Annotated in this window: 19 protein-coding genes; 10 read left to right on the top strand and 9 right to left on the bottom strand. The window is 65.8% G+C overall.

Going from position 1 to position 25,103, the window contains the following annotated elements; translation table 11 throughout:
- Positions 1-43 precede the first annotated feature (43 nt).
- From BI347_RS13140 to BI347_RS13120, 5 genes are read left to right on the top strand one after another with little or no spacing between them, the layout of a single operon-like run.
- Positions 44-1,168 carry an NHL repeat-containing protein gene (locus BI347_RS13140; protein ID WP_071116045.1) on the top strand — a complete coding sequence of 375 codons (1,125 nt, stop codon included), beginning with the start codon at positions 44-46 and terminating at the stop codon, positions 1,166-1,168.
- A complete protein-coding gene (efeB, locus tag BI347_RS13135; protein WP_071116044.1) occupies positions 1,165-2,445 on the top strand; it encodes an iron uptake transporter deferrochelatase/peroxidase subunit in 1,281 nt (426 codons plus the stop codon). The genes BI347_RS13140 and efeB overlap by 4 nt, the downstream gene beginning before the upstream one ends.
- A 47-nt stretch (positions 2,446-2,492) precedes the next feature.
- Complete coding sequence (locus BI347_RS23280; protein WP_071116419.1) at positions 2,493-3,494, top strand: iron ABC transporter substrate-binding protein; 1,002 nt, start codon at positions 2,493-2,495, stop codon at positions 3,492-3,494.
- Positions 3,495-5,081, top strand: coding sequence for an ABC transporter permease (locus BI347_RS23275; protein WP_071116043.1), 1,587 nt, complete (start codon positions 3,495-3,497; stop codon positions 5,079-5,081).
- Positions 5,082-5,112: 31 nt separating this feature from the next.
- Positions 5,113-6,240: an ABC transporter ATP-binding protein gene (locus tag BI347_RS13120; RefSeq protein WP_071114872.1), complete on the top strand. Its 1,128-nt coding sequence runs from the start codon at positions 5,113-5,115 to the stop codon at positions 6,238-6,240.
- Positions 6,241-6,305: 65 nt separating this feature from the next.
- Here the strand turns inward: BI347_RS13120 and BI347_RS13115 are convergent, their stop codons facing one another.
- Positions 6,306-8,939 (bottom strand): family 20 glycosylhydrolase, encoded by a 2,634-nt coding sequence (locus tag BI347_RS13115; RefSeq protein WP_071116042.1) that lies wholly within the window; start codon positions 8,937-8,939, stop codon positions 6,306-6,308.
- A gap of 580 nt (positions 8,940-9,519) precedes the next feature.
- Between BI347_RS13115 and BI347_RS13110 the strand changes: the two genes are divergently transcribed.
- The 5 genes from BI347_RS13110 to BI347_RS13090 all read left to right on the top strand — a co-directional run bounded on the left by BI347_RS13110 (position 9,520) and on the right by BI347_RS13090 (position 15,148).
- Complete coding sequence (locus tag BI347_RS13110) at positions 9,520-10,644, top strand: isochorismate synthase (protein ID WP_239690878.1); 1,125 nt, start codon at positions 9,520-9,522, stop codon at positions 10,642-10,644.
- Positions 10,641-12,245 (top strand): (2,3-dihydroxybenzoyl)adenylate synthase, encoded by a 1,605-nt coding sequence (locus BI347_RS13105; RefSeq protein ID WP_071116041.1) that lies wholly within the window; start codon positions 10,641-10,643, stop codon positions 12,243-12,245. Before BI347_RS13110 ends, BI347_RS13105 begins: the two co-directional genes overlap by 4 nt.
- A gap of 7 nt (positions 12,246-12,252) precedes the next feature.
- Complete coding sequence (locus tag BI347_RS13100) at positions 12,253-13,134, top strand: isochorismatase (RefSeq protein ID WP_071116040.1); 882 nt, start codon at positions 12,253-12,255, stop codon at positions 13,132-13,134.
- Between the two features lie 3 nt (positions 13,135-13,137).
- Positions 13,138-13,899: a 2,3-dihydro-2,3-dihydroxybenzoate dehydrogenase gene (gene dhbA, locus BI347_RS13095; protein ID WP_071114868.1), complete on the top strand. Its 762-nt coding sequence runs from the start codon at positions 13,138-13,140 to the stop codon at positions 13,897-13,899.
- Between the two features lie 142 nt (positions 13,900-14,041).
- Positions 14,042-15,148 (top strand): 3-deoxy-7-phosphoheptulonate synthase, encoded by a 1,107-nt coding sequence (locus tag BI347_RS13090; RefSeq protein WP_083338862.1) that lies wholly within the window; start codon positions 14,042-14,044, stop codon positions 15,146-15,148.
- A 44-nt stretch (positions 15,149-15,192) separates the two neighbouring features.
- On the opposite strand, the gene BI347_RS13085 is transcribed toward BI347_RS13090, so the two are convergent.
- The 8 genes from BI347_RS13085 to rimP form a co-directional block, all read right to left on the bottom strand.
- Positions 15,193-15,576 carry a hypothetical protein gene (locus tag BI347_RS13085; RefSeq protein WP_071114867.1) on the bottom strand — a complete coding sequence of 128 codons (384 nt, stop codon included), beginning with the start codon at positions 15,574-15,576 and terminating at the stop codon, positions 15,193-15,195.
- A 376-nt stretch (positions 15,577-15,952) separates the two neighbouring features.
- Positions 15,953-18,097: a polyribonucleotide nucleotidyltransferase gene (pnp, locus tag BI347_RS13080; protein WP_071114866.1), complete on the bottom strand. Its 2,145-nt coding sequence runs from the start codon at positions 18,095-18,097 to the stop codon at positions 15,953-15,955.
- Between the two features lie 195 nt (positions 18,098-18,292).
- Positions 18,293-18,562: a 30S ribosomal protein S15 gene (rpsO, locus tag BI347_RS13075; RefSeq protein ID WP_071116039.1), complete on the bottom strand. Its 270-nt coding sequence runs from the start codon at positions 18,560-18,562 to the stop codon at positions 18,293-18,295.
- 93 nt (positions 18,563-18,655) lie between these two features.
- On the bottom strand, positions 18,656-19,579 hold the full coding sequence (truB, locus tag BI347_RS13070; RefSeq protein ID WP_071114864.1) for a tRNA pseudouridine(55) synthase TruB: 924 nt from the start codon (positions 19,577-19,579) through the stop codon (positions 18,656-18,658).
- Entirely contained in the window at positions 19,576-19,992 is a 417-nt protein-coding gene (gene rbfA, locus BI347_RS13065; RefSeq protein ID WP_071114863.1) for a 30S ribosome-binding factor RbfA, read from the bottom strand. Before rbfA ends, truB begins: the two co-directional genes overlap by 4 nt.
- Positions 19,993-20,162: 170 nt before the next feature.
- Positions 20,163-23,066, bottom strand: a complete 2,904-nt coding sequence (infB, locus tag BI347_RS13060) for a translation initiation factor IF-2 (protein ID WP_071116038.1) — start codon at positions 23,064-23,066, stop codon at positions 20,163-20,165.
- Positions 23,067-23,105: 39 nt separating this feature from the next.
- The gene (gene nusA / locus BI347_RS13055; RefSeq protein WP_071114861.1) at positions 23,106-24,584 is read right to left on the bottom strand and encodes a transcription termination factor NusA; all 1,479 of its coding nucleotides are present in this window, start codon (positions 24,582-24,584) and stop codon (positions 23,106-23,108) included.
- A 51-nt stretch (positions 24,585-24,635) separates the two neighbouring features.
- On the bottom strand, positions 24,636-25,061 hold the full coding sequence (rimP, locus tag BI347_RS13050) for a ribosome maturation factor RimP (RefSeq protein ID WP_071114860.1): 426 nt from the start codon (positions 25,059-25,061) through the stop codon (positions 24,636-24,638).
- Positions 25,062-25,103 lie beyond the last annotated feature (42 nt).

Here is a 25,103-nt window from a genome sequence, read left to right as displayed (position 1 = left end):
ACTGGCCGGACCGAAGCATCCGGCCATAATGGAGAGTGTAAAGATGAAGCGGAACTTCTCGCATCGCGGCCTCGCCGCAGCGGCCATCGCCGCCATGCTGGCGCTGACTGGCGCGGCTCACGCCGACGGCAACTTCCTGTCCGGCATCAAACGCCACACCATCCTCACCAACACCGTGCCCGACAACGGCGACCAGAACCCCTACGCCATCGCGGTGTCGCCGGTCAGCGCCGGCAAGCTCAAAGCGGGCGACGTGCTGGTGGACAATTTCAACAACGCCGCCAACCTGCAGGGCCTGGGCAGCACCATCGTCGACTACCATCCGGACAGCAAGCAGATGTCGCTGTTCGCGCAGCTCCCGCGCACGCTGCAGCAGTGTCCGGGCGGCGTCGGCCTGTCCACCGCGATGACGGTGCTCAAGAGCGGCTGGGTGATAGTCGGCAGCACGCCCAGCAACGACGGCACCACCGACACCAAGGGCGCCGGCTGCCTGATGGTGCTGGACTCGTCCGGCAAGCTGGTCGACGTTTGGGCCGGCGCCGACATCAACAACCCATGGGGCAATATGGCGGTGATAGACAAGGGCGACAAGGCCACGCTGTTTGTCAGCAACTCCGGCTTCGGCGTCGGCAGCTCCAAGGGCACGCCGCCGGTGGTGAGCCTGGCCACCGTGCTGCGGCTGGAGCTGGACATCCCCGCCGGCCAGGCGCCCAAGATCGTCAGCCGCACCGTGGTGGCCAGCGGCTTCGGCGAGCAGGCCGACAAGGGCGTGTTCCTGATCGGCCCCACCGGCCTGGCCTACGGCAAGGACGACAAGCTCTTCGTATCCGACGCGTTGAACAACCGCATCAGCGAAATCTGGGACGCTACCACCCGCACCACCAGCGCCGGCATCGGCCGCACCCTGACCCACGACGGCCTGCTGCTGCGCCCGCTGGCGATGACCACCACGCCACAAGGCCATCTGCTGGTCACCAACGGCTCCAACGGCAAGGTAGTGGAGATCGACCCGGCCACTGGCGAACAACTGGCGGCGCGCTGGATCGACGCCAACAAGGCGCAGACCCCGCCCGGCAACGGCGACCTGTTCGGCATCGCCATGACGCCGGAAGGCGATGGCTTCTACTTCGTCACCGACGACAACAATAATCTGGTATTGGCAAAATGACAGACCGCAACAAGCCGAAACAACCATCGCGGCGCGGCTTCCTCAAAGGCGGGGGCGCGCTGGCGCTAGCCGGCTGGCTGGGCGGCGGCAAGGCGCTGGCGGCCGCTCAGGCCAAGCGCGCCAAAGCGGCGGCGAGCGACCACGAGCCCTTCGACGGCCCGCACCAGGGCGGCATCCTGACGCCGCAGCAGCAGAACAGTTACTTCGCCGCCTTCGATCTGCAAACCAGCAAGCGCGAGGACGTCATCGCGCTGCTGAAAGCCTGGACCGAGGCCGCCCGGCGCATGAGCCAGGGCCTGCCCGCGCGCGCGCTGAGCGGCCAGAACGACAAGGCGCCGCTGGACTCCGGCGAAGCGGTGGGGCTTGCCACCGCCCGCCTCACCCTCACCTTCGGCTTCGGCCCAGGCCTGTTCAGCAAGGACGGCGTCGACCGCTACGGCCTGGCGTCGCGCCGGCCGGAAGCGCTGGTGGACCTGCCCAAATTCAACGGCGACCAGTTGGTGCCAGAGAAGAGCGGCGGCGATCTGTCGATCCAGGCCTGCGCCGACGATCCGCAAGTGGCTTTCCACGCGGTGCGCCAGCTGGCCGCCATCGCCGACGGCATCGCCAGCGTGCGCTGGGTGCAGACCGGCTTCGCCAGCGGCGCGCCCGGCGGCGGCACTCCGCGCAACCTGATGGGCTTCAAGGACGGCACCAACAACCCGTCCACCAAGGACCCGGCGCTGATGAACCAGTTCGTCTGGGTCGGCGACGAGGGCGGCTGGATGAAGAACGGCAGCTATATGGTGGTGCGCCGCATCCGCATCGCGCTGGAGCACTGGGACAAGACCGAACTGGGCTTCCAGCAGGAAGTGGTGGGCCGCTACAAGGACAGCGGCGCGCCGCTGGGCCAGAAGCGCGAGTTCGAGCCGATGAAGCTGGACGCGGTGGACAAAGAAGGCAATCCGGTGATACCGGACACCGCCCACTCGCGCGTGGCCTCGCCGCAGGAGAACGACGGCGCCCGCATCCTGCGCCGCGCCTACTCCTACAACGACGGCGCCAACTTCTACGCCGAGCGCTGGCCGCCATGGCGCCAGGGCGTCGAGTACGACGCCGGCCTGTTCTTCATCGCCTACCAGCGCGACCCCCGCACCGGCTTCATCCGCATCAACAAGAAGCTGGCGAGCATGGACATGATGAACCAGTACATCACCCATGTCGGCAGCGCTGTCTTCGCTTGTCCGGCAGGCGCGCGCCCCGGCGGCTATATCGGCGAAGCCCTGTTCAACAACTGAGAAATCCAACCGGGCGCCGCCAGGAGGCGTCCACATAGGGAGCAATGATGAAACGCACACTGATTTCCGCCCTGCTGGCCGGCACCGTGCTGGCCGCCAGCCAGCTGGCCGGCGCCGCCAGCCTGATCCTTTACAACGCCCAGCACCCGCAAACCATCAAGCTGCTGACCGACGACTTCGAAAAAATGAGCGGCGTCGGCGTCAAGATCCGTTCCGGAGAAGGCCCGGAACTGTCGGCCCAGCTGCTGGCCGAAGGCAAGGCCTCGCCGGCCGACGTCTATTTCGCCTCCAACTCGCCGGAACTGATGCTGCTGGAAAACCGGCAGATGCTGGCCAAGCTGCCGGCAGCCACCCTGTCGCCGATTCCGGCGCGCTACAGCTCGCCGCAGGGCGAATGGGTGGGCGTGATGGCGCGCGAGAACGTGCTGGTGTTCAACACCAAGCTGGCCGCCGCCGGCCAGATGCCCGCCAGCCTGCTGGACCTGGCCAAGCCGCAATGGAAGGGCAAGCTGGCGATCGCTCCGTCCGACGGCGACTTCCTGCCGCTGGTCAGCGCTGTGCGCGCGCTGAAGGGCGAAGCGGCGACCCTGGCCTGGCTGAAGGGCCTCCGCGACAACTCGCAGACCTTCGATGACAACGAGGGCGTGGTAGCGGCGGTGAACCGCGGGGGCGTGGCGGTGGGCGTCATCAACAACTACTACTGGACCCGCCTGCAGGTGGAGCTGGGCAGCAAGGGCATGCACAGCCAGCTGTACCACTTCGCCAACGCCGACGTCGGCGCGCTGGTCAACGTATCCGGCGCCGGCATCCTGAAAACCTCGCGCAACCCGGAAGCGGCGCAGAAATTCCTGGCCTACCTAGTAAGCCCGCGCGCGCAGCAACTGATCGCCAAGAGCAACATCACCTTTGAATACCCGCTGCGGCCCAGCGTGGCGCCGGCGCCGCAGCTGAAGCCCTTCAGTCAGCTGACGCCGCCGCCGCTGGACATGCAGAAGCTGGGCGACGACAGCCAGTCGGCCAAGCTGCTGCGCCAGGCCGGATTGCTGTAAATGGATGCCGACACCTTGCGCCTGGCCGCCAGCGGGCGGCGGCCCTGGGGCCTGCTGGCCGGCGCCGCCGCGGTGGCGGCGCTGGTGCTGCTGCCGCTGGCCTTCACGCTGTGGCAGGCGCTGACCTACGGCGGGCAGGAAGCCGCCGACCTGCTGTTGCGCCCCATCGTCGCCCGGCTGGCCGGCAACACCCTGCTGATCGTCGTCGCCAGCACCCTCAGCTGCGCGCTGGCCGGCACCGCCTCGGCTTGGTTCGTCGAACGCACCCGCCTGCCCGGCCACAAGCTGTGGGCGCTCTTGTGCGTGGTGCCGTTGGCCATCCCGCCCTTCATCACCAGCTTCGCCTGGGTGTCGATCAGCGCCGACCTGCAAGGCTTCTGGGGTGCCTGGCTGGTGCTGACCACCGCCTACACCCCGCTGGTCTACCTGCCGGTGTCGGCGATGCTGCGCAATATGGATCCGGCGCTGGAGGAAACCGCGCGCGCACTGGGCCTGGGACCGTGGGCCTGTTTCGGCCGGGTGGCGCTGCCGCAACTCAAGCCCGCGCTGCTGGGCGGCATGCTGCTGGTGGCGCTGTCGTCGCTGTCCGAGTTCGGCGCCTTCATGCTGCTGCACTTCCATACTTTCACCACCGAAATCTACGCCGAATACCGCGCCAGCTTCGACAGCGCCGGCGCCTCGCTGCTGGCCAGCGTACTGATGCTGCTGGGCGTGGTATGCCTGCTGGCCGAGCTGCGCGTGCGCGGCGACGCCCGCTACCAGCGGCTGGACCGCGGCGCGCGCCGCGCCGCTCAGCGGATCGAACTGAGCTGGAAGCGCTGGCCGGTGCTGGCAGGGTTGCTGCTGCAAACCGCCGCCACCCTGCTGGTCCCAATCGCCACCATCCTGTACTGGACGCTGCAACCGGGCGCGGACGCGGTGACGCCGGCCGAGGTGTCGCCGCAGCTGTTGCTGTCCGCCACCTTGTCCTCGTTGGAGCTTGGCCTGTCCGGCGCGGCACTCACCACGCTGCTGGCGCTGCCACTGGGCTATCTGCTGGCGCGCCACCCCGGCCGTCTGGCCCACCTGCTGGAGCGGGTGGTGTATCTGGCGCAGGGCGTGCCCGGCATCGTCATCGCGCTGGCGCTGGTGAACCTGGCCATCCAGTGGCTGCGCCCGCTGTACCAGAGCGCGCTGATGCTGGTGCTGGCCTACGCCGTCATGTTTCTGCCGCTGGCGCTGGTCAGCGTGCGCAGCGCGCTGCTGCAGGCGGAAAGCCAGCTGGAGGAGTTGGCGCGCTCGCTGGGCCTCAACTGGTGGCAGGCTCTGTGGCGGGTGGTGCTGCCGCTTGCCGGCCCTGGCCTGGGCGCGGCGGCCAGCCTGGTGTTCATCTCCATCGTCACCGAACTGACCGCCACCCTGCTGCTCTCGCCGATCGGCACCGAAACGCTGGCCACCCAGGTCTGGGCCGACACCGCCGCGCTGGCCTTCGCCGCCGCAGCGCCCTACGCCGCCATCCTGATCGCCCTGTCGCTGTGCTCCACCTGGCTACTGATGTCGCTGCTGGGACGCGGCGCGGTGCTGGGCGGCGGCGCCCACCACGAATAGCGGCGCGCTTGCCATTACGCTGGAAAACATCATGTCAGAATTGAAAATCGCCGGACTCGGCAAACACTTCGGCAAACAGCGGGTGCTGGACAACATCACCCTGGACGTCGGGCAGGGTTCGCTGCTGGCACTGCTGGGGCCGTCCGGCAGCGGCAAGACCACGCTGCTGCGACTATTGTGCGGCTTCGAACGCTGCGACGGCGGCAGCATCCACATCGGCGGCCGCCTGGTCAGCAGCCCCGATGTCCATCTGCCGCCGGAGCATCGCCATATCGGCTACGTGCCGCAGGAGGGCGCGCTGTTCCCGCACCTGTCGGTCGCCGACAACATCGTGTTCGGCCTGCCGCGGGCCGAGCGGCGGCAACGCCACCGCGTGGCCGAGCTGCTGGAAATGGTGGGCCTGCCGGCGAGCTTCGCCGAACGCGCGCCGCAACAATTGTCCGGCGGCCAGCAGCAACGGGTGGCGCTGGCGCGCGCGCTGGCGCCCAAGCCGGCGCTGGTGCTGCTGGACGAGCCGTTTTCGGCGCTGGACGCCGCGCTGCGCGGCGAAACCCGCCAGGCGGTGGCGGCGGCGCTGGACGCCAGCAACACCACCGCGCTGATGGTCACCCACGATCAGGCCGAGGCGCTGACCATGGGCAGCCAGGTGGCGGTGCTGTGGCAGGGCCGGCTGTTGCAGGTGGCCAGTCCGCAAACGCTGTACCAGCGCCCGGCCAGCGCCGCGCTGGCCGATTTCGTCGGCGACGCCATCCTGCTGCCGGGCGAGGCCGGGAACGGCGAAGCGCTGTGCCTGCTTGGCCGCCTACCCTTGCTCGACGATATGCCGCAAGGGGCGGTCAACGTGCTGCTGCGCCCGGAGCAGATATGCCTGCAGCCGGCAGGCGGCAGCGCTCCGCAGGCGGAGGTGATCGACGTCAGCTACTACGGCCACGACGCCAGCGTGCGGCTGATGCTGGCGGACGGCAGCCTGCTGGCGGCGCGGGTGCCCGGCCATCGCAGTCCGCAGCCGGGTCAGCGGGTGTCCTTGAGCGTGGAAGGCGCGGTGGCTTGTTTCGCCGCCCCGCAGCAGGCGCAGGAGGCAAGCGGCGGCCGCGGCGGCCTTCCTGCCGGCGCCACCCGGCTGCAGCACAGTCCGGCGCTGTTCCGCCACGGCAGCTGACAGCCGCCTGCCCATGACAACAGCCCGCCGGCATGCCGGCGGGCTGTTGTCATTTCCAGCCGAAATCAGTTGCCCAGCGTCTCCACCCGGCTGCCGCGCCTGCCATCCTGGCTGACGCCGCGCCAGTAGCGCGCCTGCACCTGCTGGCCGGGCGAATAGAACTGCCAGCTGCGGCCATCATAAGAGTACTCCAGCCGCGCGCCGGGCCATTCGGTGGCGGTCGCCAATCCGTTCGGACCGGACAGCCCCGCCGGCAGCGGCAAGCGGTAGGCTATGCCGGCCCGCTCCAGCTTGGGAGCCTCTCGCCAGCCCAGCACCGCGGCGAACTGCTGCCAGTCGCGGTTCAACGCGTCCTTGTCCACCAGATGGGTGACGCCCAGCTGGTAGGTTTCCCCCACCGTGTACGGCCGCTCCCAGCCGGCCTTGTGCCAGGCTCTTTCGGCCAGCGCCAGCAGGCGCGGATAGACCATGGTTTCAAACTCCTGGTCGGTGCGCATCACCTCGGTCCAAGCCTGGCCCTGGATGCCGGCGTACTGCGCCGGCGCGGCGGAGCTGCTCACCGCGAACGGCTGACCCTGGCGGTCCGGCATCACTTCGGCGTTTTGCGGCAGATTGTCCGGCGCGAAGCTGAACACCTTGTAACTGTCGGTATCGCGCGACGCCCAGTAATAGCCGTGCTCGCGCGGGTTCAGCTCGTAGGGGAAATCGAAGTAAAGGTAGTCCGGCAACGCCAGCACCGTCTTGAAGCCCTTGGCGGCGTAACCGTTTACCGCCTGAGCGGCGCCCCAGTACAAGGTGTCCCATTCGGTGACCATGGTGTTGCGGGTGGCGAAGTCGGCGGATGAGGCCGCCCCGCTGACGCCGTCCTGCCATGCCGCCATGGTGGCGATGCCCTGATTGGCCACGATGCGGCTGGCCTCGCGCGCGAAATTGAGCGGCAAGTCGGCCACGCTCTTCAGCTGTCCTTTGGCGATCATCGTCTGGCAGGCCGACGAGCGCCCCCAAGGCTGGTCCTGCTCCGCCATCCTCACCTTGCCCTTGCCGGGATCGCCGCCGCTGACATCCTGGAAGCCGGGCCCCAGCAGGATGTTCTTCGCCTCGTCGCCGCCGAAGTGCCAGGTTGCCAGCGGCTGGCCGGCGTCGCGGTGCATCGACGCCACCTCGGACACCAGCTTGGCGACAAAGCGCTGGCTGCCCGGCACGCAGGGGTTCAGATAGGTATGGCGGTCATAGAACTGCACCGACAGCGTGTTGGACTGGTCCTGTGGGTCCAGCAGCCGGTATTCGGCCGCCGCCTGCGGCTGGCCCTGCGCCAGCAGCTTGCGGTAGCGCGCCTCCATAGCCACCACCGCGGCGCGGGCGTGCGCCGGCATGTCGAACTCCGGAATCACCTCGATGAAACGCGCCTGGGCGTAACTCACCAGCGAGATGTAATCGGCGCGGGTGAAATAGCCGCCGCCGGACTGGTTGGCCGGGCCGGAGCCCAGCTGCGGCACCAGGCATTGGGTTTCCGTCAGGTCGTGGCAGCGCCGCGCGCCGACGTCGGTCAGCTCCGGCAGGCCGGGAATCTGCAGCCGCCAGCCTTCGTCGTCGGACAGGTGCAGGTGCAGCTTGTTGAGCTTGTAGGCCGCCATCTGGTCTATCAGGCGGCGTACCGTGGACGGTTGCTTGAAGTTGCGCGCCACATCGGCCATGAAGCCGCGGTGGGCATAGCGCGGCGCGTCTTCCGCCGTCATCCAGCGCACCTGGCCGCCGCCCTGCGGCAGTAGGCCCAGCAGTGTCTGCACGCCGTAGAACACGCCGGCGGCGTCGAAGCCTTCCACTTTCACGCCATGCTGGCCGATCAACAAACGGTAGCCGCCGGACACGGCGATATCGGCCGGCAAGCGGGCGCCGACCACGCCGCCGGACACGCCGATGCCGTCGCCGCGCAGGCCAAGTTGCGCCGCGCGCTGCTCCAGCGCCTCCCGCTGCGCCGGGCTGACGCCGGACAGGTTCAGGCTGAGGCCGCGGACCAGCAGCTCCCCGCCGCCCAGCTGCTGGCGCCGCACCGCCGGAATCACGCGGTTGGCCACTTGCGCGGCGGAAAGCTGCGCGCCGCGCTGGCTGAAGCTGTGGTAGCGCTGCGCCATATTCATCAGCGGCCGCAATTCACCGGCCGGATTCTTCCAGTTGTCCCCCGTCAACGGCAGCAGATAACTGGCGTCGTCGCTGCTGTTGTGCTGCAGCACCGCCGGCGCTTGGCCATCCACCACCACATAGGGACGCGGCAGCACGTCGCTCTCCTGCAGGATCCAGTATTCGTCTATCAGCGGCAGCTCCAGCGTTTGGCCCGGAGCCAGGCCCTGGAAACTGGCGGTCGGGGTAATCTGGTACAGGTCGCCGGTGATACGGCGGATGGCTAAGTCCGGCGTATCCAGCTTGAGGATGCGGCGGATGCTGTGCAGGTATAAGCTCCAGCCGCCGCCAGCCGGCACCGCCTGCCCGCCCTTGTTCTCCAGGATCAGCCGGCCCTTCAGGCAGGACGCCCAATCCGCGCCCAGATCGGAACACGGCGCGCCCGCCGCCGCTCCCTTGTTGCTATCCACCGCCACCCGCATGAACAGGCTCTGGCCCAGTTGGCCGGCATCCGGCGCCGCCCAACTGCCGGCCGACCACGCCGCCAGCACCACCATGCCCAACAATCGCTTCACGCCCATCAGCCGCTCCCTTGTTATCTCAACGCGCCATGAGGCCGGAACCGGCGCCCCGCGCCGCCCGACTGGAATCTTCAACGCTGCGCCCGACTCGAGGCGCGCAGGTGAAATTGGTATTTAATTGGTATGTCAATTGGCGCGCAAGAGGTACTGCCAATTAGGACTGCTGCAATGCAAATCATTGCGCGGCGGACTTGCCGGCATAGGCGAATGCGGATAGAAGCCTCCCTCTGCGCGCGGACATCGCGGGCTGCGGTTGCCCGTCGATGAAGCCGCGCGGCAATCCCTCCGCCCCGCACATGATGCGCGGGCGTGCAGGTCCATCGCCACCGCCGGATACAACCAGCCTTCCATGGCATGCGATGCGGTCACATCCAAGCCAAGCATGCCAGTCGATGTATTCATACCGCAACAAAACACTTTCCCAATACAACAAAAGCATATGCGCGGTCATTTTACCGTTGACATAACGGTGTCCAGAATATAATTTAAATGATAATTATTATCATTATCATTCATGGAGCAAGCCATGCATACTCGGTCGGCGACGCCCGGCAGTACCGGGGACGATGAATTTTATTTCATGTCGTCCCACCTCAGCCTGAAGGCCAGCGGCGTCCACGTCCGCGTCCGCACACCGGCCAGGGATGGGATCAGCGCGAGCGGCGCATTCTCGCGCGAAGTGGCCGAGGCTTTCGCGCGCGCGCGCGCCGACGGAATCCATAATCCGGTGCTGATGGGCGCGATTCCGTTCGACATGGACAAGCCTTCCGAATTGTTCATTCCGCGCCGGCTCGCCTTTTTCGACCGCAGCGAGCGCCTGGGCGCGGCTGCGCAGCGGACCGGCGCCAGCGCCCAGGTGGTGAGCGCGCGCAGCATCCCGGACGAGTGGGACTTCAAGGCCGCGGTCGGCAAGGCCATCGCCCATTTCCAGCTTGGCGAAATCCGCAAGGCGGTGCTGTCGCGGGTGCTGGAAGTTGACTTCGCCCAGCCGGTATCGGCGCAAGCCATATTCGATTCGGTGTGCGCGCAGAACCCCAACGGCTACCAGTTCCAGCTGCCGGTGGAGGGCTGCGGCCAACTGGTAGGCGTCAGCCCGGAACTGCTGTTGCGAAAGAGCGGCGCCAATGTCCGCACCTTCCCGCTGGCAGGCTCGGCCAAACGGCAGAGCGATGCCGAAGCCGACGCCGCCGCCAGCGCCCAGCTGCTGGATTCGGCCAAGGACCATTACGAGCACAGCCTGGTGATAGACGAGATCCGCAGCGTGCTGGCGCCGCATTGCGCCGAGCTGTCGATCCCGGCCGCGCCGTCGCTGCTGGGCACCCGCGCCATGTGGCACCTGGGCAGCCCGATAGACGGCCTGCTGGCCGATCCGGCCATGCCCGTCCTGCAACTGGCCTGCCGGCTGCACCCCACCCCTGCGATATGCGGCGTTCCCACCCAGGCTTCGCGCCAACTGATACGCCAGATCGAGCCATTCGAGCGCGGCGTGTTCAGCGGCATGGTGGGCTGGTGCAACGAGCAGGGAGATGGCGAATGGGCGGTGACGATACGCTGCGCCACAGTCGACCGGCAGCGGGCGCGCCTGTTCGCCGGCGCGGGCATCGTCGCGGCCTCCACACCGGATGCCGAGTGGGCGGAAACCGAAGCCAAGCTGGCCACCATGCTGAGCGCCTTCGGCCTGGCCGGCGCGGAGGCGGTGGCATGAGCATTCCCTTCACGCCCTGGCCACCGGAACTGGCGGCGCGCTACCGCGCCGCCGGCTACTGGACCGACCTGCCGATGACCGAGATGCTGGCGCGCCAATGCCGGCTGCAAGCCGACGCCACGGCAGTCTTCTGCGGCGAGCGCAGCATCAGCTATGCCGAACTCGACCGCCGGTCCGACAACCTGGCCGCCTGGCTGCTGGCGCGCGGCGTCGCCCGCCACGACACCGCGCTGGTGCAGTTGCCCAATGTCGCCGAGTTCTACATCGCGCTATTCGCCCTGTTCAAGATAGGCGCGGCGCCGGTCAACGCGCTGTTCAGCCACCAGAAGCTGGAGCTATCGGCCTATGCCCGCCAGATCCAGCCCAAGCTGTTGATCGCCGACCGCCGCCACCCGCTGTTCGGCAACGACGTGATGGCGGACGAACTGGCCGCGATCTCGCCGGCGCTGAACGTGCGCCTGTTCGCCAACGACACGCTGGAGGCCGTCCTGGAGCAGGACGGCGGCGGCCTGCCGGCCGAGGCCGGCCCCAGTCGCGCCGACGAAGTCGCCCTCTTCCAATTATCTGGCGGCAGCACCGGCACGCCCAAGCTGATTCCGCGCACCCACAACGACTACTACTACAGCGTGCGCCGCAGCGCAGACATCTGCGAACTCGGCCCGCACACCCGCTTCCTGTGCGCGCTGCCGGCGCCGCACAACTTCCCGATCAGCTCTCCCGGCGCGCTGGGCGTGTTCCATGCCGGCGGCGCGGTGGTGCTGGCGTCCAGTCCGGAGCCACTGTCCTGCTTCGCGCTGATCGAAAAACACCAGGTGGACATCGCCGCCCTGGTTCCGCCGGCGGTGGCGCTGTGGCTGCAGGCCGCGCCCGGCAGGGAACCGCAGCTCGCCAGCCTGAAACTGCTGCAGGTGGGCGGCGCCAGCTTCGCCGAAGCCACCGCGCGCCAGGTGCCGGCGGTGCTGGGCTGCCGCCTGCAACAGGTGTTCGGCATGGCCGAGGGGCTGGTCAACTACACCCGCCTCGACGACGGCGACGACATCGTATTCGGCTGCCAGGGCCGGCCGATGAGCGACGCCGACGAGGTGAAGGTGCTGGACGAGGCCGGCCACCCGGTGCCGCCGGGCGCGCCCGGCATGCTGGCGACCCGCGGCCCCTACACCTTCCGCGGCTACTACCAGGCCCCGGAACACAACCAGCGGGTATTCGACAACGAAGGCTTCTACTACTCGGGCGACGTGGTGGTGGCCGACGAGCGCGGCTATCTGCGCGTGGTGGGCCGGGTGAAGGACCAGATCAACCGCGGCGGCGAGAAGATCGCCGCCGAAGAAGTGGAACACCTGTTGCTGCAACACCCGCAGGTGGCGCAAGCCGCGCTGGTGGCGATGCCCGATGCGCTACTGGGGGAGAAAAGCTGCGCTTTCATCGTGCCGCGCGCCGATGAGCTCAAGCCGATGACCCTGCGCCGCTTCCTGCGCGAGCAGGGCGTGGCCGACTACAAGCTGCCGGACAAATTCGAACTGGTGACCAGCTTGCCGCTGACCCATGTCGGCAAGATAGACAAACAAACGCTGCGCCGGCAACTGGCCGCGGCAGGAGCCTGAATTCCATATGAGCATCCCTACTCTCAACGCCTACCCGCTGCCGCAGGCAGCGGACTTCCCCGCCAACAAGACCGCCTGGACAGTCGAACCGGCGCGCGCGGCATTGCTGATCCACGACATGCAGCGCTACTTCCTCGCCTTCTACGGCGAGGACAGCCCGCTGGTAGCCGCGCTGGTCGCCAAGGTTGACGCCCTGCGGCGCTGGGCCGACAGCCACGGCGTGCCGGTGGTGTACACCGCGCAGCCGACCGAGCAAGACCCGCGAGACCGCGCGCTGCTCAACGACATGTGGGGGCCGGGCCTGACCCGCGCCGATCCGGCCTTGCAGCAGGTGACCCCGGCGCTGGCGCCGCGCCCGGACGACATCGTGCTGGTGAAGTGGCGCTACAGCGCCTTCCAGCGCAGCGACTTGCAGCAACGGATGAAGGATTGGGGCCGCGACCAGCTGGTGATCTGCGGCGTGTACGCGCACATCGGCTGCATGATGACCGCCTGCGACGCCTTCATGCGCGACATCCAGGCCTTCATGGTGGGCGACGCGGTAGCGGACTTCAGCGAGGAAGAGCACTGGATAGCGCTGCGTTACGTGGCCACCCGCTGCGGCGCGGTGATCTCCGCCGCCGACCTGGCACCTGCCGCCGCCCCGGCGCTGGACCGCGCATGGCTGAAAGCCCAGGTGCTGGCGGTGCTGGAGGATGGCGATGACAGCCTGGCCGGCGACGACAACCTGCTGGACTACGGCCTGGACTCGATACGGGTGATGGCGCTGGTATCGCAATGGCAGGCGCTGGGACTGACCATCCATTTCGAAGACCTGGCGCGCGCGCCCTCGCTGGACGGCTGGTGGGCGGTGATCGCCGCTCAGCGCCCGGAAGCCGAGGAGGCGTAAGCCATGCGAAGTCTAGATTTCAACGGCCAATGCGTATGGGTGACCGGCGCGGCCCAGGGCATAGGCCACGAAGTGGCGCGCCGCTTTGTCGAGGCCGGCGCGCGGGTGATCGCCCTCGACTGGCAATTCCCGGCCGAGGCCGAACAGGGCGCGTTGCGCTCGCTGCCGCTGGATATCCGCGACGCCGCGGCGGTGGCGGCGTTGTGCGCTCGGCTGGCCGGTGAGCAGTCGCTGCCGGACGTGCTGGTGAACGCCGCCGGCGTGCTGCGGCTGGGCGCGCTGGACGCGCTGTCGCCGGACGACTGGCAGCAATGCCTGGCGGTGAATGTCAGCGGGCCGTTCTACCTGCTGCGCGAACTGCTGCCGCACTTCAAGGCGCAGCGGCGCGGCGCCATCGTCAACGTGGCCTCCAACGCCGCCCATGTGCCGCGCATGGAGATGGCGGCCTACGGCGCCTCCAAAGCGGCGATGGCCAGCCTCAGCCACAACGCCGCGCTGGAGCTGGCGCCCTATGGCGTGCGCTGCAATGTCGTGTCGCCCGGCTCCACCGACACACCGATGCTACGCGGCATGTGGCAAGACGAGAACGGCGCGGCGCGCACCATCGCCGGCAAGCCGGAGGCCTACCGCCTGGGCATTCCGCTGGGCAAGCTGGCCACCGTCGCCGATATTGCCGGCGTGGTGCTGTTCCTGGCTTCCGACCTGGCCGGACACGTCACCATGCAGGACGTGGTGGTGGACGGCGGCGCCACGCTGGCAGCCTGAGCATGCGGCCGTCGCAGGAGCGGCGGCCCTGGCGGCCGCCAGGCGCGCAACCGCCCTGTCACCCATTCCGGGACCGGCCCATGCCGGCCCGGCCGCACGCGCGGGCCGAACCCGCTGCGCGGATCCTCCCGTGGAGAACATCATGACTACGCTTGCCAGGCTGGAAGACAGCCAACGCACGCCCGAACCTGCCCATCCCGTTCCACTGGCCTGCCAGGCCGACTATGGCGCCATGGCCACGCCGGCCGAACTGCTGCGCCGCCTGCCGCAGACCGAGGGCGCCAGCGCCGCCGTCCACGCCGGACGCGCGGCGGTGAAACAGGTAATCGCCGGCCAAGACCCGCGCTGGCTGGTTGTCGTCGGCCCCTGCTCCATCCACGATCCACGCGCCGGCCTGGACTACGCCGCCCGCCTGGCCGAACTAGCGGCCGAAGTGGACGACACCCTGCTGATCGTGATGCGCGCCTACTTCGAAAAGCCGCGCACCAGCGTGGGCTGGAAAGGCCTGGTCAACGATCCCTATATGGACGACAGCTGCTGCGTGGACGAGGGCATGCACATCGCCCGCCGCTTCCTGCTGGCGGCGAGCGAGCTGGGCCTGCCGCTGGCCGGCGAGGCGCTAGACCCGCTGTCGCCGCTGTATCTGTCCGATCTCTACAGCTGGACCGCCATCGGCGCGCGCACCACCGAATCGCAGATCCACCGCGAACTGGCCTCCAGCCTGGACAGCGTGGTGGGCTTCAAAAACAGCACCGACGGCTCGCTGGGCGCCGCGCTCAACGCCATCGTCTCCGCCAGCAGCCCGCACGCCTTTCTCGGCATGGGCCGGGACGGCCGGATCACGGTGGTCAATAGCCGCGGCAATCCGCATTGCCACCTGGTGCTGCGCGGCGGCGGCGGCCGGCCCAACTACGACTCGGTCAGCATCGAGCTGGCCGAACAAGCGCTGAAGAAGCACGACATCCCGCCCGCCATCATGGTGGACTGCGCCCATGGCAATTCGTGGAAAAAGCACGACAAGCAGCCGCTGGTGCTGGCCGACGTGGTCGGACAGATCGTCCACGGCAACCGCGGCATACGCGGCATCATGCTGGAGAGCTTCATCGAGCCTGGCAATCAGCCGATACCGGCCGATCTGTCCGAGCTACGCTATGGCTGCTCGGTGACCGACCCATGCGTGGATTGGGACACCACGGCGCGCATCCTGTGCGAAGCACGCAGGCGGCTGAGGCCATTGCTGGAACATTGAATCCTATCAAACGGGCAAGCCTGAAGGCCTGCCCGCGCTAGGAGCTAATACGCAGGCGTACAGTTCGGCCCCGTCCACCGCCCATCGCTGTTCAGCGTCACACCGGGATCCTGCATCCGGCAATCTGGCAGTTTGGCCTTACTATCCGTGGTAGTGGGAATGACGATAACGGTGGTGGCGGCAGGTGCGGCAGGCTGGGCTGCTGGTTGATGCATCTGTTTCTGCGCTTCTTCCATGCGCGCGCGCATGTCTTGCTCGCGTTTGTCAGACTGCTTCATCATGCATTTGGCGAAACTATCCGTGCCGGGCTGGAAGCCGTAACCGGCACAGGCGTTTTGATCCATCGCGCGTAATTCTTCCGGACTGGCGCAGGCAGTCAGCGCCAGAGCGGCGCTGGCGATAGCGATCAACAGGGGCAGGATTCTCATCTACCGGTTTCTCCATGGCTGAACGGTGATCTAGGGGCGCAAGCTTTGCAAACTTGTCTTCCTATCTATAGAAGCCAGGTTTTTTTTTGCAACCGCTCCCCTGGCCAAGCCGGCCATTGCGGCGATTTGAACAGGCCAGATCAGATGGCCTACCCCGCATGTTCATGCGCAATGCTTACCGGCAATGCCCCTTAAGCAGCCTTGGCTTAGCATGCGTTCTTTTGCCAATGAGCTAGCAGGTGCGCGGGCAAGGCCTGATAGCCTGATAGCCTGCCCGCCCTACCGGGCTAATCGAAATATAAGCATGTTAAATACAAAAACCCCCGCCAAGGCGGGGGTTGTCGTCTTTCGTCCGACTGCGAAGGGGCGAAAAAGTTTACTGGGTCTTCAGACCGAAGGAGTCGGCGGTCGCCTGGGCGGTTTTGGCTTCCTCTTCCAGCAGGGCCTTGATCGACAGGCGGATGCGGCCGCGGTCGTCCATTTCGATGGCCTTGACCTTGACCACTTGGCCTTCCTTCAGGTAGTCGGCCACGTTCTTGATGCGCTCGTTGGCGATCTGCGAAATGTGGACCAGGCCATCCTTGCCCGGCAGGATGGAAACGATGGCGCCGACGTTGTTGTCGAGGATCTTGACCACGGTGCCTTCGTACACCTTGCCCACTTCCACTTCAACGGTGATCTCTTCGATGCGCTTCTTGGCCGCTTCCGCGCCCTCGTTGCTGATCGAAGCGATGGTGATGGTGCCGTCTTCCTCGATATTGATCTCGCAGCCGGTATCCTTGGTGATGGAGCGGATGGTTTCGCCGCCCTTGCCGATCACTTCGCGGATCTTTTCCGGATTGATCTTCATCACGTACAGGCGCGGAGCGTGGGCGGACAGCTCTTGCGGGCCGTCAACGGCTTCCTTCATCAGGCCCAGAATGTGCAGACGGCCTTCCTTGGCCTGGTCCAGCGCAACCTGCATGATGTCCTTGGTGATGCCCTGGATCTTGATGTCCATCTGCAGCGCGGTGATGCCCGAGGCGGAACCGGCTACCTTGAAGTCCATGTCGCCCAGGTGGTCTTCGTCGCCCAGGATGTCGGTCAGCACCGCGAAGCGGTTGCCTTCCAGGATCAGGCCCATGGCGATGCCGGCGACGTGCGCCTTCAGCGGCACGCCGGCGGACAGCAGCGACAGGCAGCCGCCGCAGACCGAAGCCATCGAGGAGGAGCCGTTGGATTCGGTGATTTCCGAAACCACGCGCATCGAGTAGCCAAACTCGTCTTCCGGCGGCAGCACCGCTACCAGCGCGCGCTTGGCCAGGCGGCCGTGGCCGATTTCGCGGCGCTTCGGCGGGCCCATGCGGCCGGCTTCGCCGGTGGAGTACGGCGGGAAGTTGTAGTGCAGCATGAAGCGTTCGGTGTATTCGCCGGCCAGCGCGTCGATGATCTGCTCGTCCTGCTTGGTGCCCAGCGTGGTCACCACCATGGCCTGGGTTTCGCCGCGGGTAAACAGCGCGGAACCGTGGGTGCGCGGCAGCACGTTGTTGCTGATGCTGATCGGGCGCACGGTGCGGGTGTCGCGGCCATCGATGCGCGCTTCGCCTGCCAGGATCTGGCCGCGGACGATTTCAGCTTCCAGACCCTTGAAGATGCCCTTGATCTCGTTGGCCAGCAGAGTGTCGGTGGTTTCGTTGATCAGCGCAGCCTTGACATCGGCCCAGGCTTCGTTGATGACAACGGTGCGGGCTTGCTTCTGGCGCAGGCGGAAGGCGGCGGCGAGCTTCTCGCCGGCGATGCCGCGCACCTGGGCGATCAGCTCTTCGTTGGCGACCGGAGCAGCCCAGTCGAACATCACCGGATTCACTTCGTCGGCCAGTTCGTTGATGGCCCGGATCGCGGCCTGCATCTGGTCGTGGCCGAACACCACGGCGCCCAGCATCACGGCTTCGGACAGTTCCTTGGCTTCGGATTCCACCATCAGCACGGCGCGCTGGGTGCCGGCAACCACCAGGTCCATCGCCGAGGTGGCCAGTTCGGACTTGGTCGGGTTCAGCACGTATTCGCCGTTAACGTAACCGACGCGGGCAGCGCCGATCGGGCCGGCGAACGGCAAGCCGGAGATGGCCAGCGCGGCGGAAGCGCCGATCATCGCGGGAATGTCGGAATCCACTTCCGGATTCAGCGACATCACGGTGGCTACGATCTGCACGTCATGGTAGAAGCCTTCCGGGAACAGCGGGCGGATCGGACGGTCGATCAGGCGGCTGGTCAGCACTTCTTTTTCCGACTGCTTGCCTTCGCGCTTGAAGAAGCCGCCCGGGATCTTGCCGGCGGCGTAGGTGCGCTCCAGGTAGTCGACGGTCAGCGGGAAGAAGTCCTGACCCGGCTTGACGTTCTTGCCGCCAACCACGGTCACCAGCACAACGGTGTCTTCTACGGATACGATGACGGAACCGGATGCCTGGCGGGCGATTTCGCCGGTTTCCAGAGTGACGGTGTGACGGCCATACTGGAACGATTTAGTAATTTTGTTGAACACGAGGGTTTCCCTATCTTGAGTTCGATTATCAAAACACGCGAGCCGGAAAAAACAACGGGAACCCCTAAAAATTCTGACCTGCCGGTTAGATCGGAATTTTTAGAGGCTCCCCCCGTTGTTACGACAATATAACTCGCGTTACTGCCGGTATGAAAAAGTCGCAGCAAGCTGCGACTTTTTCAGAACCGTTGCCGATTACTTGCGCAGGCCCAGACGAGCGATCAGCGCGCGGTAAGCGTCAGCGTCGGTGCTCTTCAGGTAGTCCAGCAGACGGCGACGACGGCTAACCATCTTCAGCAGACCACGACGGCTGTGGTGGTCCTTGGTGTTGGCCTTGAAGTGGGGGGTCAGGTCGTTGATGCGTGCGGTCAGCAGGGCAACTTGCACTTCGGACGAACCAGTGTCGCCTTCGGCACGTTGGAAGCTTTTAACGATTTCTGCTTTTTGTTCGGCGGTCATTGCCATTTGGATTACTCCAGTTTCATTAGGGGGTTTGAAAACCCGACAAGTGCGGCGAGCAGGAAAACCAACCCATTCCACACTCCGGTAGTGTGCCGCTCAGGACGTTGCCGCCTGGGTGGCCAGGAGCCGGATCGGATGCAGGCGACCATCGTCGCGCGCCTCGCCCAGCCCCATGAAGCTCCGGGTGGATGCATGATAAACCCGGAAGCGCTGCATTTTCTCACACTTTTCGGCAAAAAGCACGGGTTGCCCATTCATGAACTTGCCGATCTCGCCGTCGGCCAACTCGGTCTGCGGCAGATGCCTGACCAGCACGTCCGCAGGCATCAGCAAAGCCTCGCGCGCCGCCATCTCCAACCCTTCCAGGCCGGCCAGCGTATGCGCCTCGCCCAGGCTGAAACCACCGGTGGCGGTGCGGCGCAGGCCGATCAAATGAGCGCCGCAACCGAGCGTCTCGCCGATGTCACAGGCCAGCGTGCGGATATAAGTGCCCTTGCTGCACACCACGTCGATCACCGCGGTGTCGCCGTCCAGGCTGATCAACTCCAGCTGGTGTATCGTTACCCGGCGCGCTTCGCGTTCTATCTCTATCCCGGCGCGGGCGTACTCATACAACGGCTTGCCCTGATGCTTCAACGCCGAATACATCGGCGGCACCTGGCTGATCTCGCCGCGGAAGCCTTCCATCGCCACCAACAGCGCATCGCGGTCGAACACGGCCGGCCGCTCCGACACCACCTCGCCCTCGACATCGCCGGTGGTGGTCACCACGCCGAACTTCACCGTGGCGCGGTAGCCCTTGTCGGCATCCAGCAGATAAGACGAAAACTTGGTGGCCTCGCCCAGGCATACCGGCAGCAGGCCGGTGGCCAGCGGATCCAGCACGCCGGTATGGCCGGCCTTGGCGGCGTTCAGCAGCCAACGCGCCTTCTGCAACGCATTGTTGCTGGAAATGTCGTAGGGTTTGTCTATCAGCAGCACCCCGTCGATCAGGCGCTTGGTGCTGCGCGGCTTGCTCATTCCTTGCCGCCTTCGCCGGCCTCTTCATCAGGCGCCGCGGCACCGAATTTCTCCGCGTCTTCGCGCGCCACCTGGTTGATCAGGCTGGTCAGATGCATGCCGCGCTCCACCGATTCGTCGTAGACGAAATGCAGCTGCGGCATGCTGAACATCTTGATACTGCGGCCCAGCTCGTTGCGCAGATAGCCGGCGGAGCTTTCCAGCGCCTCTTGGGTGGCTTCGCGGGTGGATTCCACCATCACGGTGTAATACACCTTGGCGTGCGAGTAATCGCGGGTCACTTCCACCTGGGTGATGGTGATCCAGCCCGCGCGCGGGTCCTTCAAGCCGGTGCGGGTCAGTTCGGCCAGCTCGCGCTGGATCTGCTCGGACACGCGGTCGGCACGGGAGAAACCTTTTTTGGCTTTTGCCATGTCACTTCCAATTCTGTTCTATCACGGCCGGCAAGGCCGCTTCAGCCACGAATCCCGGCAAAGCGCACGCGCGGCGGCATGCGCTTTGCGGGTTTCCGCAGCAGCAATATGAAAAAAGGCGAGCGCCAGCCGACCTTTCGGCCGACCGGCACCCGCCCCTGACGTTCCTGTTACAGGGAACGCGCGACTTCCACGATTTCGAACGCTTCCAGCTGGTCGCCTTCCTGGATGTCGTTGAAGTTCTTCAGCATCAGGCCGCATTCGTAGCCCTGCTTCACTTCCTTCACGTCGTCCTTGAAGCGCTTCAGCGATTCCAGTTCGCCGGTGTGCACCACCACGTGATTGCGGATCAGACGGACCGAAGCCGTGCGCTTGATCATGCCGTCGGTCACCATGCAACCTGCGATGTTGCCAACCTTGGACACCGAAATCACCTGACGGATCTCGACGGTACCCAGGATCTGTTCCTTCTTCTCCGGAGCCAGCATGCCGGACAGCGCGGCCTTCACCTCGTCCACCGCATCGTAGATGATGCTGTAGTAGCGGATGTCGACGCCTTCGTTCTCGGCCAGCTTGCGCGCGGCGGCGTCGGAGCGGGTATTGAAGCCGATCACGATGGCCTTGGACGCGATCGCCAGGTTGATGTCCGATTCCGAGATGCCACCCACGCCGGAGTGCAGGATGCTGACGCGCACTTCGTCGGTGGACAGCTTCTGCAGGCTGCCGGCCAGCGCTTCGTACGAACCTTGCACGTCGGCCTTGATGATCAGCGACAAGGTCTGCACTTCGCCTTCGGTCATCTGGGCGAACATGTTCTCCAGCTTGGAAGCCTGCTGCTTGGCCAGACGCACGTCACGGAACTTGCCGGCGCGGAACAGGGCGATTTCACGCGCCTTCTTCTCGTCGGCCAGAACCATGGTGTCTTCGCCGGCTTGCGGCACGTCGGACAGGCCCAGGATTTCCACCGGGATCGCCGGACCCGCCGAGTCGATTGGCTTGCCGTTTTCGTCCATCATGGCGCGGACGCGGCCGAAGGCGGTGCCGGCCAGTACCACGTCGCCCTTCTTCAGGGTGCCGGACTGAACCAGCAGCGTCGCCACCGGACCGCGGCCCTTGTCGAGTCGGGCCTCGACGATGATGCCCTTGGCCATGGTATCCACCGGAGCCTTCAGCTCCAGCACTTCAGCCTGCAACAGGATGGCTTCCAGCAGCCCGTCGATATTGGTGCCCATCTTGGCGGACACTTCGACGAACTGGGTGTCGCCGCCCCAGTCTTCCGGCACCACTTCGTGCGATACCAGTTCCTGGCGGATGCGTTCGACGTTGGCGCCGATCTTGTCGATCTTGTTGACCGCAACCACGATAGGCACCTTGGCGGCCTTGGCGTGGTGGATCGCCTCGATCGTTTGCGGCATCACGCCGTCGTCGGCAGCCACCACCAGCACGACGATGTCGGTGGCCTTGGCGCCGCGGGCGCGCATCGCGGTAAACGCTTCGTGACCCGGGGTATCCAGGAAGGTGATCATGCCGCGCGGGGTTTCCACGTGGTAGGCGCCGATGTGCTGGGTAATGCCGCCGGCTTCGCCCGCCGCAACCTTGGCGCGGCGGATGTAGTCCAGCAACGAGGTCTTGCCGTGGTCGACGTGGCCCATCACGGTCACCACCGGGGAACGCGATTTTTCCACCACTTCGATGGTCTCGCCTCCGGTCACTTCCAGGTAGGCTTCCGGATCGTCCGCCTGCGCGGCCTTCGGCTTGTGGCCCATTTCCTCCACGACGATCATCGCGGTTTCCTGGTCCAGCACCTGGTTGATGGTAACCATCATGCCCATCTTCATCAGCGTCTTGATCACTTCCACGGCCTTGACGGCCATGCGGTGAGCCAGTTCCGCCACGGTGATGGTTTCCGGCACCAGAACTTCATGCACGATGGGTTCGGTCGGGGTCTGGAAAGCATGCTGGTTGTTGCCTTGCTTATGCTTGCCCTTGCCGCCGCGCGACTTCCAGTCGCTGCCGGCATCGCCGCCCTTAGTCTTCAGACCGCGGCCGCCCTTCTTGTTGTCGTCCCAACGGTCGCCGCCCTTCTTGCCGCCGCCCTTCTTGGCGTCCGGACGGCCGGCAACGGTAGCCGGAACCACCGGAGCGCCGGGCACGCCAGGCGCAGCCGGACGCGGACCACGGTTGTCGCCTGCCGGGCGCGGGCCGCGATTGTCGCCGGCGCCTGCCGGACGCGGACCGCGATTATCGCCTGCCGGACGCGGACCGCGATTGTCGCCTGCGCCTGCCGGGCGCGGGCCGCGATTATCGCCTGCCGGACGCGGGCCGCGGTTGTCGCCCGCCGGGCGCGGGCCGCGATTGTCGCCTGCCGGACGCGGACCGCGCTCGTCGCGCTGTTCGCGCGGCTGCTCACGCGGCGGTTCCGGAGCGCGCGGCGCCTCGACCACCGGCGCCGGCTGCGATGCGGCCAGCTTGGCGGCCTGACGGCGCTCTTCGCGTTCGATCTTTTCGCGCATCAGCTCTTGCTGGCGGGCGCGGAATGCCACCTGGCGCTTTTCCTCGGCTTCGCGCGAAGCGATTTCTTCCGGCGACAGAATGGAGGCCACGGTGCGGACTGCCGGAGCCGGCTTCGGCTCAGGCTTGGACTCAACCTTGGGCTCCGGCTTCGGTTCCGGCTTGGCCTCAACCTTAGGTTCCGGCTTCGGCTCGGGCTTCGGTTCCGACTTGGCTTCCACCTTGGGCTCGGCTTTCGGTTCGGCCTTGGCCTCTACCGGGGCGGCGGCCTTAGGCGCGTCTTCCGGACGGGCAACCACGCGCTTCTTGCGGGTTTCCACCGTCACGGTGCCACCGTCGGCCTTCTTCACTTCGGAAGTGGACTTGCGGGTCAGAGTGATATTGGAGTCCTCGCGCGCGCCATGCGAACGCTTCAGGTAGTCCAGGAGCTGGGACTTGTCTTGCGCCGACAGCGTGTCTTCCGGCGAGCGCTTGCTCACTCCGGCTGCCTTCAGCTGCTCCAGCAGGCGTTCCGGCGAGAGATTCATCTCACCGGCAAATTGTTTTACATTCGTCAAAACCATGCGTCTTCCCAAATTCCGTAAATACTTCCCGAGAAAGCCTTACTGGTTAAACCAGTGTTCGCGCGCCTTCATGATGATTGCGCGTGCAGCTTCCGCTTCCATGCCGGTCATGTCCACCAGATCGTCAACGGCCAGGTCGGCCAGATCGTCGCGGGTGGCCACACCGCCTGCGGCCAGCTTGCGAACCAGCTCGGCATCCAGGCCTTCAACGTCCTTCAGGTCGTCGGATACATTTTCAACCTGCTCTTCGGACGCGATGGCCTGCGTCAGGAGCGCATCACGGGCGCGGCTACGCAGCTCGCCCACCAGCTCCTCGTTGAAGCCTTCGATTTCCAGCATTTCTTCCAGCGGCACATAGGCCACTTCTTCCAGCGCGGCAAAACCTTCGCTGACCAGCTTGGCGGCGACATCCTCGTCGATGCCCAGCGCGCCGGCGAACAACTGACGCAAGGCGGCGTCTTCTGCCTGGTGCTTCTCTTCCGCCTCGGTCACGGTCATGATGTTCAGGTACCAGCCGGTCAACTCCGCAGCCAGCTTGACGTTCTGGCCGCTACGGCCGATCGCCAGCGCCAGCTGCTCTTCCTCGACGATCACGTCCATACTGTGATTGTCTTCGTCCACCATGATCCGGCTCACTTCAGCCGGCGACAACGCGTTGATCACGAACTGCGCCGGTTCCGGCGCCCACAGCACGATGTCGACGCGTTCGCCCGCCAACTCCTGGGTCACGGCCTGTACGCGGGAACCGCGCATGCCGATGCAGGTGCCTTGCGGATCGATGCGGGCGTCGTTGGCCTTGACGGCGATCTTGGCGCGCATGCCCGGGTCGCGCACAGCGGCGCGGATTTCCAGCATGCCCTCGTCGATCTCCGGCACTTCCAGCTCGAACAGCTTGGCCAGAAATTCCGGCGCGGTGCGCGACAGGATCAGCTGCGGGCCGCGACCCTGACGATCGATGCGCAACAGGTAGGCCTTGACGCGGTCGCCCACGCGCAGGTTTTCCTTCGGAATCATCTGGTCGCGCGGCAGCACCGCTTCCAGCTTACCGCACTCGACGATGGCATTGCCGCGCTCGATGCGCTTGATGGTGCCGATCACCAGGTGCTCGCGACGCTGCAGGAAGTCGTTGAGGAGCTGCTCGCGCTCGGCGTCGCGAATGCGCTGCAGGATCACCTGCTTGGCAGTTTGCGCGCCGATGCGGCCGAACTCCACCGCCTCCATCGCTTCTTCGATGACGGCGCCGACGTCGACCCGCGGATCACGCTGGCGGGCGTCGGTCAGACCGATTTCCTTGCTTTCGAACTCCAGCAGGTCATCCTCGACCACCGTCCAACAGCGGAAGGTCTGGTGCTGACCGGTGTGGCGGTCGATCTCGACGCGCACATCCATCTCGTCATCGGTAAACTTCTTTTTGGTTGCCGAAGCAAGCGCCATCTCAAGGGCGGAAAACACCACATCCTTGCTGACATTCTTTTCGCTCGCCAGGGCATCCACCAGCAACAAAATCTCGCGACTCATGCATTCCTCTCCGAATTTTGTCCTTTTACGTGGCCTAGTGCCGTCCCGACCTCAAAACTCAGGCTCAATCCTGGCCTTGTCGATATTGGCAAACGGTATCACCACGATGCGGCCATCCACCTCAAGCTTCACGGAGCCATCCTCGACCCCGGCAAGACGACCGGTAAATTTCTTCTGCTGCTCGATCGGCATGCGCGTCTTGACCTTGGCGAGCTGACCAGCGAAACGGACAAAATCGGCTTCCTTCTTCAGAGGACGATCCAGACCCGGCGAAGACACTTCCAGCCGCTCGTAGTCCACGTTCTCGACCATGAAGAGTCGAGTGAGGTGATTGCTCACCAGCACGCAGTCTTCCACGGTGATGCCACCGGGCTTGTCGATAAATACGCGAAAACCGCCACCCGGGGTTATTTCAAAATCGACCAACTCGTAGCCGAAACCCTGCAGGGTGTTTTCCAGCAGCAAACGAACATCCATTGCTTTTTCCACAAATAAAAAATGGGCGAAACGCCCATCCCT

Origin of the sequence: Chromobacterium sphagni, assembly GCF_001855575.1 — a bacterium.
GTDB lineage: Bacteria > Pseudomonadota > Gammaproteobacteria > Burkholderiales > Chromobacteriaceae > Chromobacterium > Chromobacterium sphagni.
The sequence above is the reverse complement of the archived record's forward strand: the minus strand, read 5'-3'. Positions and strand labels throughout refer to the sequence as shown.

Excerpts from the sequence above, each read along its gene's own strand:
- truB (WP_071114864.1), bottom strand. The coding sequence starts at position 19,579 with ATGAGCAAGCCGCGCAGCACCAAGCGCCTGATCGACGGGGTGCTGCTG.
- BI347_RS13120 (WP_071114872.1), top strand. The coding sequence starts at position 5,113 with ATGTCAGAATTGAAAATCGCCGGACTCGGCAAACACTTCGGCAAACAG.
- infB (WP_071116038.1), bottom strand. The coding sequence starts at position 23,066 with ATGGTTTTGACGAATGTAAAACAATTTGCCGGTGAGATGAATCTCTCG.
- BI347_RS13105 (WP_071116041.1), top strand. The coding sequence starts at position 10,641 with ATGAGCATTCCCTTCACGCCCTGGCCACCGGAACTGGCGGCGCGCTAC.
- BI347_RS23280 (WP_071116419.1), top strand. The coding sequence starts at position 2,493 with ATGAAACGCACACTGATTTCCGCCCTGCTGGCCGGCACCGTGCTGGCC.
- BI347_RS13140 (WP_071116045.1), top strand. The coding sequence starts at position 44 with ATGAAGCGGAACTTCTCGCATCGCGGCCTCGCCGCAGCGGCCATCGCC.
- dhbA (WP_071114868.1), top strand. The coding sequence starts at position 13,138 with ATGCGAAGTCTAGATTTCAACGGCCAATGCGTATGGGTGACCGGCGCG.
- BI347_RS13115 (WP_071116042.1), bottom strand. The coding sequence starts at position 8,939 with ATGGGCGTGAAGCGATTGTTGGGCATGGTGGTGCTGGCGGCGTGGTCG.
- BI347_RS13100 (WP_071116040.1), top strand. The coding sequence starts at position 12,253 with ATGAGCATCCCTACTCTCAACGCCTACCCGCTGCCGCAGGCAGCGGAC.
- rpsO (WP_071116039.1), bottom strand. The coding sequence starts at position 18,562 with ATGGCAATGACCGCCGAACAAAAAGCAGAAATCGTTAAAAGCTTCCAA.
- rbfA (WP_071114863.1), bottom strand. The coding sequence starts at position 19,992 with ATGGCAAAAGCCAAAAAAGGTTTCTCCCGTGCCGACCGCGTGTCCGAG.
- BI347_RS13085 (WP_071114867.1), bottom strand. The coding sequence starts at position 15,576 with ATGAGAATCCTGCCCCTGTTGATCGCTATCGCCAGCGCCGCTCTGGCG.
- BI347_RS23275 (WP_071116043.1), top strand. The coding sequence starts at position 3,495 with ATGGATGCCGACACCTTGCGCCTGGCCGCCAGCGGGCGGCGGCCCTGG.
- BI347_RS13110 (WP_239690878.1), top strand. The coding sequence starts at position 9,520 with ATGTCGTCCCACCTCAGCCTGAAGGCCAGCGGCGTCCACGTCCGCGTC.
- BI347_RS13090 (WP_083338862.1), top strand. The coding sequence starts at position 14,042 with ATGACTACGCTTGCCAGGCTGGAAGACAGCCAACGCACGCCCGAACCT.
- efeB (WP_071116044.1), top strand. The coding sequence starts at position 1,165 with ATGACAGACCGCAACAAGCCGAAACAACCATCGCGGCGCGGCTTCCTC.
- rimP (WP_071114860.1), bottom strand. The coding sequence starts at position 25,061 with ATGGATGTTCGTTTGCTGCTGGAAAACACCCTGCAGGGTTTCGGCTAC.
- nusA (WP_071114861.1), bottom strand. The coding sequence starts at position 24,584 with ATGAGTCGCGAGATTTTGTTGCTGGTGGATGCCCTGGCGAGCGAAAAG.